The organism is Chryseomicrobium aureum, from assembly GCF_016909155.1.
In the GTDB taxonomy this organism is placed as follows: domain Bacteria; phylum Bacillota; class Bacilli; order Bacillales_A; family Planococcaceae; genus Chryseomicrobium; species Chryseomicrobium aureum.
On the sequence record NZ_JAFBFG010000030.1, the window covers coordinates 1 to 9,559 of the forward strand.

The following is a 9,559-nucleotide window of genomic DNA, read 5'->3' on the forward strand; positions in this document are numbered from 1 at the left end:
TTTTCCTTTCTTCAGGTTTGTTAAGGACATTATATCCGTCAATTCCTGGACAAACAATACCGTCAACAAATTGACGTTTTTAATCAGCATTAACAATAAAACTTTTGTTTGGAGTCCTCAGAAAGTAGTATCGATATAATAGAATAATACTCATCTATTTTGGAACGTTTATTGCGTGTACGTTTTGGAATAAAGCCCATTAGATACTTTTCAATCGTTCTTCGATTGACTCCAAGTTCCCTTGCTAGTTCGCTCTTATTTATTTTCATTTTTAGTTGCTCCATTATTTGTTAAAATTTTGGTAGGTTTTCTAGACCTTTAATCTCAAAATCCATTTCAACGTTCAACGATATATACAAATTGATCACCTCAAAATTAGCATAAAGAAGATGTGATCGATTTTGTACATATCTATTCAAGCAACTCTGTACATATTTAAATTAAAATTAGTAGATTGGAAAAAAAAAACGTGTAGACTTGTACTTACCAGTACGTTGTCTACACGATATAAGTATTCGCCTGTAGAGGAAAACCTTTGAGATTCCGCCTGAGTTTATTCCGTTCTTAAATTTAGAATACTTCCGTTACTCCGGAATCTGGTATGGTCGATCAAACAAAATATTCTCCACAACCTCTATAAGTGTTTGTGTCCATTCCCGTTCCCGTTCCACGTTTGTAAGATAAATTATAGTTTTGTCATTATCTATATAACGGCTAAACCAGGTTCGATACCCTGGCCAACTGCCTCCATGGTAAACAATTTTTCCTGTTTCAGGGTTATTACGAATTTGCCAACCAAAGCCGTAATCGTACGTATTATTATCACTTAGTATAACAGGGGAAAAAGCTTCTTTAAGAGTACCCTTGCTTACTAACTTTTCCGTGTACAGTGCCCTATCCAACTTTCTTAAATCGTCCAGTGTTGAATTAACAACTCCGTCTCCCTGAATCCCATCCAAATAATTAACAAAATCGTGTTCCTGTAAAACATCAGGCAAACTATATTTTCCTAGTATCTCAGAATAGACATATCCATAGGCATAATCGTCAATTACTTCCAAAGAAAAACGGCGGTTAAAAATCCTAGTACTTTCCATATCAAGCGGCTTAAAAATATATTTATTCAAAAAATTAGCAAAACTTATTCCTGATACTTGTTCAATAATCATAGCCAGTAGCACATAACCAGTGTTGCTGTATTCATACTTTTCATTCGGTTTAAAGTGTTCAGCGGGCTTATGAATATTGAGCTGTTCTATCACATCTTGATTAGTGGCAATTTTTGATCGATCCCAACATTGTGCAAACAACTCAATGTAATCGGGCAACCCGGAAGTATGTGACAACAGATTTCGGATAGAGATACCTTTATAAGGGAGCTCGGGTAATATTGTTTCTACCATATCATTGTAATCAAGTTTTCCTTGTTCCTTCAAAATCATTATTCCCAATGCTGTAAATAACTTTGAAACAGACGCCAGTTCAAATACCGTTTCGTATGTTAACTTTTTCGATTTATCTAGCTCGGCATAACCAAATGTCCCTTTATATATAACTTCTCCCGCTTCAAGAATCATGATATTTCCATTAAATTTCTGTTCATCAGATAACGTTGTAAACAGTTTATCAAGTTGTTGGTACTTTAAATTATTCGAATTTACTTGTTGTACCATTATTAAAACCTCCTTTTTGGAAAGTAGTAAGTATAGTTAAATTTGAAAGTTTAACTGTGCATAAATTGCTTCGGGCTTATTGTAATAGTTGGCCCACTCTCGATCTCCGTAAGCAAAGTGCCACCATTCCCCATCAAACGGAGCAAACCCGGCCTTAACCATGCAGTTTCGCAAAATCTGTCGAATATGCCATACTTCTTTCTCCACAAACGGAGAAAATACATAAATATCTTTACTTGGTTCAAATTCAGGCCCCATGTTCACCGGCAATCCTTCAGATCCGATTATTCGCACGTCAACCGCACCACCTGTTGGATGTCCCGCAACATCTGGGGCTGCACTAAAACGATGAGCTACTTCTGTCAGTTCATCTCCTTCCAAAAGTGGATTCTGTTCTTTCAACCACTTCTTGTGTTCACTATGTGTTTTTTCCTGAATTTCAGGATGACGATACCCACAAACAACCTCCAGATTATAATCTGGGTATATTTCCCTCAGCTCTTTTTGCGCGTGTATTAGCATCATTACAACATGGGAGCGAACAAAGATTTGATTACCCGTATATTGTTTGTAATTTTCTAAAATTTGTAAGCTGCCTTCGAACTCTGAACCAATTGGCACAAGTGGTTCTCCGTTGTCACACACTGGAATAGTGGTGAATTCTTTATATGTGGGAAATGTACTTTCAAGCATTTCGTAATACATTTTTTTGGGATCTGCCATAGTTATCCTCCTCGTATATTAGTAGTAAGAGCTCTTTCCGAATGAAGATCTGTAATTGCCCCTTCTGCATGAAGTTCTACATACAGCATCTCTTTGCAACCTAGGCTTATTTGAAGGTTACCGTCAACATCTTTAAAGCCATTTTCCCAAATGTTTGCATCGGCGCGTATCTTATCGATATATTTATCCGCAAACGCTTCTAAATTGGGGCTCCCTACCTCTACTACTTCTTCTACAATAAACTTTAAATTGATTGGAAGTTCTCCATAGACCTGTTGGTAGGCATGGACAGTACAAATGCGTGACATAAATGTTCCTTTATTATCCGCTACGCCTCTCGCAAAAAGTTTCCCATCTATTATTTCAGGAGAAAAAGGAAGACTCTCCCATAATTCGATAGGATCTTCCGGTTGTACATCATAGTGATTGTAAAAAGATAGTGTTTTGCCCTTATTTGATTGGAGTTCTCCATAAACGATTGGATTTCCCGGAGTGTGGATTGTTTCAACAGTTGCACTTATATTTTTCATGTGATTTTCAACCAAACTAACTGTCTCTTTGATCCCTCTATTTTGAGCAGCTACACTAGGTTGTTTGCATAATTCAATGAGCTATTCAAGATACATTTCATTATTGTCGTCTATATATTGATAAACTTTTTCCATGTTGATTCTCCCATAAATTTATTATCGATTCTTCAATATTTGTTTTCAATTTTGCAAGAATCGAACATTTGCTATTTTTTCAAGCAAGGATTCAGTTGTATCTTCACAACCAATAAGACCTAAAATCGTTAGGAAAATTTTTTGCACACCATAATGAGCATCTGTTGAATCATAGTATTCATTTAACGTATGGAAACCACCAGCATCTCCACCGCCACCAAGTGTAACTGCCGGTATTCCAAGATGGATAGGGACATTCGAATCCGTACTAATTGCATCATTCAATATCGGTTCGAATCCCAGAGCTACTGTAGCAGCCGCTGCAACTTGTACAATCATCGCGTCGGGACTTTGTGTTCCTGCGGGACGATCACCGACCAGTTTGATGTCGACAGTTACTTCATTTGATTTATTCCATCGAAGGTTTTCTTCCTTTGCAGCCTCGTTAATAATTGTAAGTAGCTTTTCTTCAAGTCGTACTAATTCATCCTGTGAATTGGAACGGATATCAATGATCATGTTCCCAGTTTCAGAAATCGTATTCACTGAAGTACCTCCACTAATTACACCAACATTAAACGTTGTTTTAGGGTTAGCAGGTGTTTCTAAAGACGCTATGTTAGCAATCGCTCTTCCTAAAGCATGAATGGGATTCGCTGTTCCAAAGTTGCCAAAACTATGTCCACCTGGCCCCTTATACGTAACCGAATAGCGTTTACTTCCTGTTCCTAAATAAGTAATCTGCTGCGGTGATCCCGGCTCAATTGAAATAAAACCATCAATATCATTCCGATTCTCGAACAAACTTTTTACGCCTCGTAAATCCCCTAAACCTTCTTCACCAACGGTTGCTCCGATTATTAGGTCACCCCGTGTTTTAATGTCGGCGTGATTTAAAGCTCTAATCAATGTGAGTACAACGGCCAAGCCTCTTCCATCATCAGCAATGCCAGGGGCATATATTTTACCATTCATCCTTTTTGCCTTCGTATCTGTTCCTGCAGGAAAAACAGTATCCAAATGAGCACAAACCACTAATTTCGGACCATCTCCACTACCTGGGCGAACCCCAAATACATTCCCTATTTCATCTATCGTAATATTGTGAATATTAAGAGCTTCTAGTTTTTCTTTATAATACAGCCCTCTTTTTTCCTCAAAAAAGGTTGGTGCCTCTATGGCTGTAAGTTCAATTTGCTCGTCAGTTGTATAGTCATTATCATTTTTCAAAAAGGAAAGTCCACTTTCTACTTGGGAGTTGGCAAGCAGTGTTTTATATACTGCTTTAACTGAATCAGAAATAATTGATTTTTCCATGCCTTGTTCTTCAAACATTAGCTAACCCTCCAAGCAATCTATTATTTTTTTCTATGCATGCTTCTAACGGCATTATTTTTACTATCTTTAAATGCGAGATGTTGTCTTTGGGATAAAGCGGTTGCCTTTGAATAACCCTATAACTTCCCCTATATCATCAGTAATAAACTTTATTCTTTCACCCCCGGGGGTCATAAAGCTATCTATCGTATAAGGCCTCAAACGGAATAGATTCCTTTGCACCTTCATCTGGATGCCATTATCACACGGTAAGACCTCAGCGTTTTGTCCCTCATCAGATAGGTACATACCTGTGAAAGAATTTAATTGTTCTTCGGAAATTTTGTATTCTGCAAATTCCCTATCGGTTACATCAGGTAGCTGAAGTCCGTGGTTTAATGATGTAAAGGCCAGTTTCTCTGCATCAGCTTCCGCTATATTAATAAGAACAGAAACAGTGATGTCTTGTTCTTTAGCGACCTTAATATGAGAAGAAACGCCCTTAATGCTACCACCATGCCCAAGAATTCTCATTCCCGAAAGACAATCCACTTTTAAGCCATACCCATAACGGTCACCCGTCGGCGTTGTCGCTTGAGCTGAAGTCATCTTTTGTACACTAGCTTTAGAGACAATTCTTTCTCCTTTTACTGTTCCATCAAGGCGGAAAACATCTAAATACTTCATTAAATCAGAACTAGATGTTTTAAGAGACCCATTTGAATAAATATCCCCTACATCCCACCATGCTGGTGAGTGGAAAACAGTATCATCTTCTCTTCTGTATGAATAGAGCTCTGTAACATTCTCTATATTCTTTAGGTCAGATGTTAAGAAAAAGGAACGATTCATCCCTAAAGGCTGTAACGTATTTTTCTGTACATATGTAATGAAGGCCTCTCCACTAGCCCTCTCGATTATTTCTTGAAGTAATGCATAACTTTCATTTGAGTAATTAAACATTGAACCGGGGGGACCAAGTAGTGAATATTCCGCCTCGCTCATAACCCCCATTAATTCTATTACGGTTCTAACCCTTTTATAATTAGATAATAGAGACAATCTATCAGATAGGTACTCTCCGTGCGGATCATCCAAAATACTATTTGCTCTTGCACAGTTAACTGCACTCATCCCTGGTAAACCGCTAGTATGTGAGAGTAAATGATGGACTTTTATTTTTTCCCTAAATTGATTGTTAGGCAGTTTGAGTTCAGGTAACCACCGAATGATTTGATCATCAACTGAGAGCTTTCCTGCATCCTCTAGTTGCATAACGGCTAGAGCCGTTAATGACTTTGTGATAGAAGCAACTCCGAAAACAGTGTCCCCATTGACCGGAAGCTTATTTTCAACATCGCGGTAACCATAATATTTTTCGAAAATTGGATGGCCATTTTGCGACATAATCAAAGCCATGCCAGGAATATTAGCCTGCACACATTTATCATTAAGCACCTTATCAAGTGTGGATACTATCTGTTCTGGTATCATTTGATCTGTACCTCCTTTAAATTAATTGTATAAATGACAAGCAACAAAATGTTGTGGTGACACTTCCCTTTTAACAGGAACCTCTTGTTTACACACATCTTTTACATATGGACAGCGTGTATGAAAAACGCATCCCGAAGGTAAATTAAGAGGAGAGGGAACCTCACCCTTTAGAATAATACGTTCCTTCTTAAACTCTGAATTTGTACGCGGAATGGCTGATAACAAGGCTTCAGTATAAGGATGAAGTGGCTTTGCATATAGGGCCTCCGTTTTTGCTACCTCTACCATATTACCCAAGTACATGACACCTACACGGTCAGAAATATGGCGTACAACACTAAGGTCATGAGATATGAAAAGGTATGATAGGTTTAATTCGGCCTGTAATCCCTGTAATAAATTGAGAATTTGCGACTGAATCGATACATCAAGAGCAGAAACAGGCTCGTCACAAACAACTATTTTCGGATTGACAATTAATGCTCGAGCCAACCCAATACGCTGTTTTTGTCCACCAGAGAACTCATGCGGGTAACGATAATAATGGTCTACCTGCAATCCAACTTTGTATAAAATATCCATTACCTTTTCGGTACGTTCCTTTTTATTACCAATACCATGAATGATTAAAGGTTCTTCTAAAATTGAACCAATTCTTTTCTTAGGATTTAATGAGGAATATGGATCTTGGAAGACCATTTGTAATTCCTGTCGCATATTATTAAATGACTTCGGTGGCAATTTAAAAACATCATTGTTTATATATATTGCTTTTCCTTCCGTTGGTTCCGTTAGTCGTAAAATTGTTCTTCCTAATGTGCTTTTCCCACACCCAGATTCTCCTACCAACCCAAAAGTTTCACCTTCAAACAATTCAAAAGAAACATCATTAACGGCTTTAACATTTCCTTTTGCCCCACCTAAAAATCCTAGAGAGCTTTTTACTGGAAAGTGTTTCTTTAATCCTTGGATTTGAAGAATAGGTTGCTTTTCGTTTTTAGTTTGTATTGACATATTCCCCCTCCTTTTCCTTAATCTCAAATAGTGATTTTCCCGATACCGTTATCAATTTTTATTTCAGTTCCAAATGGTTTAGACAATTCTTGTAACTTTACTAATATGTTGGTATCATCTGTAAGAGCTGGCCACCCTCTTTGATAGCGTGAAAGCCCGTATCCTAATTCAACCGGATACAGTTCAATTTCACTTAACTTTCCATCCACCATCTTCCACACCGGGACAAAGGATGACCAAATTTTAGGGTTAGTTCCAAATCCCCTGGTCTCATTTTTACTTCGAACATCTAATGCATCCGCAACACTATGTGTATTGGTTAATCCATACTTTTCATAAAAATCAGCTGGCAAGTGGGTAACTGTTTCGTTTTGAAAGATAAAGTTACCTAGGCTATAAAAAATCGGTCTTTCTTTATAAATTTCTATTCCTCGAACAATATGTGGACCATGGCCAATCACAGAATGGGCCCCTTCATCAATACATCTTCTAGAGAAAGCGTTTAAAAATTCTGCTGGCTGACTTAAATCCTTCCCTTGCATCTCATGGGCATGAATACTAACCAATACATAATCTGCCTGCCGACTAGCCTCCCGGATAGATCTACTGATTCGCTCTAAATCTACTTTGGAAGGAGTAGTACTTTCTCCCTCATGGACACCCTCTTTAAAATAATGCCCGCCAAAGTAAAATAATTCGTCATCTTCCTCCACAATAAACCCATCTTTAACTGACAAATCATACTCAGCATTAATGTTTACAGCTTCAGCAATAGACTTAAGTTGTTTCATTTTTTCGGAAGTAACTGTGTAAATCGTATGATAACGCAAAGGATTTACACCTGGTCTTCCCATCATATCTGGACGTTCATTACCGGCTATCCACGATTCATGGAAACTCGAGGTAACTGATATCAATGCTACTCTTCCAGAAGCTGTTTCTAAATATCTTGGTTCACTTGCTTTTGCTAAATTTTTGCCCGCTCCTGCATGAATGAATCCATACTGATTTAAACTTCTCTCAGTTGCGTGCAACCCACCAAAAGAGTAGTCCAATGTATGATTGTTTGCCCATGCTACTAAATTAAATCCATAGTCCTTTAGATCCTCTAAAACGGTTGGTGCAGCAATAGCCCATGTCCCCCCGCTAACAGCACCAGGTTCTCCTTCAAAGTTATGGGTTGTCACCTCTAAATTCGTAAATCGCACATCTGTATTCTTCAAAAGAGAAGACAGTTCTTGAAATGGCCCATCTTTTGAAGGCAGCCGCCTTGTGATAAAACTATCACCTGTCGCAGAAAATACTATTTGTTTATTCAAGATAATCACCCTTTTCAAAGATTAATAAATGGACCCTACTTCAACTTCATTCCCATTTACGCACATTAGCTTCTAAAACAGTTTTAATAGAATACTTACTCTAAGATAAAATACTTATTTAATAACCCCCTACTCCCGATTTTGAATTATCAAATTAGTCTTTGTGCCAAGAAGTCACCATTAAATTTAAGTAATAGTGTGGTTAATACACTACGCAATTTAATATTGTTGAATCTTTAAACTCTTTTGAATTCAATAATATTAATTAAATTTAGAGCAAACTATTTCGTAAATCAAATTAATCTTTATAATAATGCTTATAAGCAAATTTTATACTAGGGGGACTATTATGAACATTGAGCAAGTTGAGGCATTCTTATATGTTGCTATTACGTCAAGTTTTAGCAAAGCTGGAGAGGTTCTATATACGACACAACCAACAATAAGTTCACGGATTAAATCTTTAGAAAGTTTATTAAATTGCAAGCTCTTTGACAGAGGAAATAGTATTTCGTTAACAGAGGAAGGTGTGGCTTTTCTACCACATGCAAAACAGGTGCTTCATCATTTGCAAGCAGGGAAATACGCAGTTCAACGGAAGGACTTTGAATCGGGTGGCCTGATTAACATTTCGGCAGTTTTTACCGGTGCTATCAACTTGCTCCCGAATTTAATAAAAGAATTTAATATAGATTATCCTGATACGAAAGTAAACGTACGGACAGGACATTCAAATCAAATTTTAGATATGGTGTTAAATAATCAATCGTCCTTCGGCATCTCAAGGTCTATTTATCATCCGAAAATTGAAACGATACATTTATTTAATGATCAAATGGTTCTAGCGATATATCCTGACCATCCTTTCAAATCACAAAAGATCATTTCAATAAAGGATTTAACAAACGAAAAATTCATTCAATATGCTAGAAAAACAACGGATTGGGCACTTGTTCAAAATGTTTTTGATCGCTTAAACTCTTTACAAAATATTGTTATTGAAATTGATAATATTGAGGTTGCTAAGCAAATGGTTAAAAACAAAATAGGGATTGCTATTTTACCAAGATCGGCTATTAAAGAGGAACTCACAAGAGGGTGCCTTATGGAATTAATAGTATCTGATCTACCAGACATCCAAACGAATTATGATTTAATCTTCCTAAAGGATAAAACCTTTGATAGTATAACTGACACTTTTTTTAATTTTATATTGAAACAAGGTAGTCACTATCCGCAATAATGCTTTGAATATCAATAAGAAAATCCGGCCAAAAACCCTGGCCGGACCTTTTTGAACTATTTCACATCTGATATTTGATAGTGGGCTCCGGATATACCTTTGTACGAT

General features: G+C 37.1%; 8 protein-coding genes and 1 pseudogene. 1 reads left to right on the top strand and 8 read right to left on the bottom strand.

Annotated features, from left to right (window positions below; translation table 11 throughout):
- Positions 1-95: 95 nt before the first annotated feature.
- The 8 genes and pseudogenes from JOD03_RS13560 to JOD03_RS13595 form a co-directional block, all read right to left on the bottom strand.
- Positions 96-359: pseudogene (locus JOD03_RS13560) on the bottom strand (IS21 family transposase); the annotation flags it as partial.
- A gap of 225 nt (positions 360-584) precedes the next feature.
- Positions 585-1,673 carry a serine hydrolase domain-containing protein gene (locus JOD03_RS13565; RefSeq protein WP_204591986.1) on the bottom strand — a complete coding sequence of 363 codons (1,089 nt, stop codon included), beginning with the start codon at positions 1,671-1,673 and terminating at the stop codon, positions 585-587.
- A 36-nt stretch (positions 1,674-1,709) separates the two neighbouring features.
- Positions 1,710-2,396 (bottom strand): M15 family metallopeptidase, encoded by a 687-nt coding sequence (locus JOD03_RS13570; RefSeq protein ID WP_204591988.1) that lies wholly within the window; start codon positions 2,394-2,396, stop codon positions 1,710-1,712.
- A 2-nt stretch (positions 2,397-2,398) separates the two neighbouring features.
- Entirely contained in the window at positions 2,399-2,941 is a 543-nt protein-coding gene (locus JOD03_RS13575) for a M20/M25/M40 family metallo-hydrolase (protein ID WP_204591990.1), read from the bottom strand.
- Positions 2,942-3,106: 165 nt separating this feature from the next.
- The gene (locus JOD03_RS13580; protein WP_239584999.1) at positions 3,107-4,396 is read right to left on the bottom strand and encodes a M20/M25/M40 family metallo-hydrolase; all 1,290 of its coding nucleotides are present in this window, start codon (positions 4,394-4,396) and stop codon (positions 3,107-3,109) included.
- A 69-nt stretch (positions 4,397-4,465) separates the two neighbouring features.
- Positions 4,466-5,872: a serine hydrolase domain-containing protein gene (locus tag JOD03_RS13585; protein ID WP_204591993.1), complete on the bottom strand. Its 1,407-nt coding sequence runs from the start codon at positions 5,870-5,872 to the stop codon at positions 4,466-4,468.
- 21 nt (positions 5,873-5,893) lie between these two features.
- Positions 5,894-6,889 (bottom strand): ABC transporter ATP-binding protein, encoded by a 996-nt coding sequence (locus JOD03_RS13590; RefSeq protein WP_204591995.1) that lies wholly within the window; start codon positions 6,887-6,889, stop codon positions 5,894-5,896.
- Between the two features lie 23 nt (positions 6,890-6,912).
- Positions 6,913-8,208, bottom strand: coding sequence for a CapA family protein (locus JOD03_RS13595; RefSeq protein ID WP_204591998.1), 1,296 nt, complete (start codon positions 8,206-8,208; stop codon positions 6,913-6,915).
- Positions 8,209-8,557: 349 nt separating this feature from the next.
- Between JOD03_RS13595 and JOD03_RS13600 the strand changes: the two genes are divergently transcribed.
- Positions 8,558-9,451: a LysR family transcriptional regulator gene (locus tag JOD03_RS13600; protein WP_204592000.1), complete on the top strand. Its 894-nt coding sequence runs from the start codon at positions 8,558-8,560 to the stop codon at positions 9,449-9,451.
- The last annotated feature ends 108 nt before the right edge of the window (positions 9,452-9,559 follow it).

Excerpts from the sequence above, each read along its gene's own strand:
- JOD03_RS13565 (WP_204591986.1), bottom strand. The coding sequence starts at position 1,673 with ATGGTACAACAAGTAAATTCGAATAATTTAAAGTACCAACAACTTGAT.
- JOD03_RS13585 (WP_204591993.1), bottom strand. The coding sequence starts at position 5,872 with ATGATACCAGAACAGATAGTATCCACACTTGATAAGGTGCTTAATGAT.
- JOD03_RS13570 (WP_204591988.1), bottom strand. The coding sequence starts at position 2,396 with ATGGCAGATCCCAAAAAAATGTATTACGAAATGCTTGAAAGTACATTT.
- JOD03_RS13600 (WP_204592000.1), top strand. The coding sequence starts at position 8,558 with ATGAACATTGAGCAAGTTGAGGCATTCTTATATGTTGCTATTACGTCA.
- JOD03_RS13580 (WP_239584999.1), bottom strand. The coding sequence starts at position 4,396 with ATGTTTGAAGAACAAGGCATGGAAAAATCAATTATTTCTGATTCAGTT.
- JOD03_RS13590 (WP_204591995.1), bottom strand. The coding sequence starts at position 6,889 with ATGTCAATACAAACTAAAAACGAAAAGCAACCTATTCTTCAAATCCAA.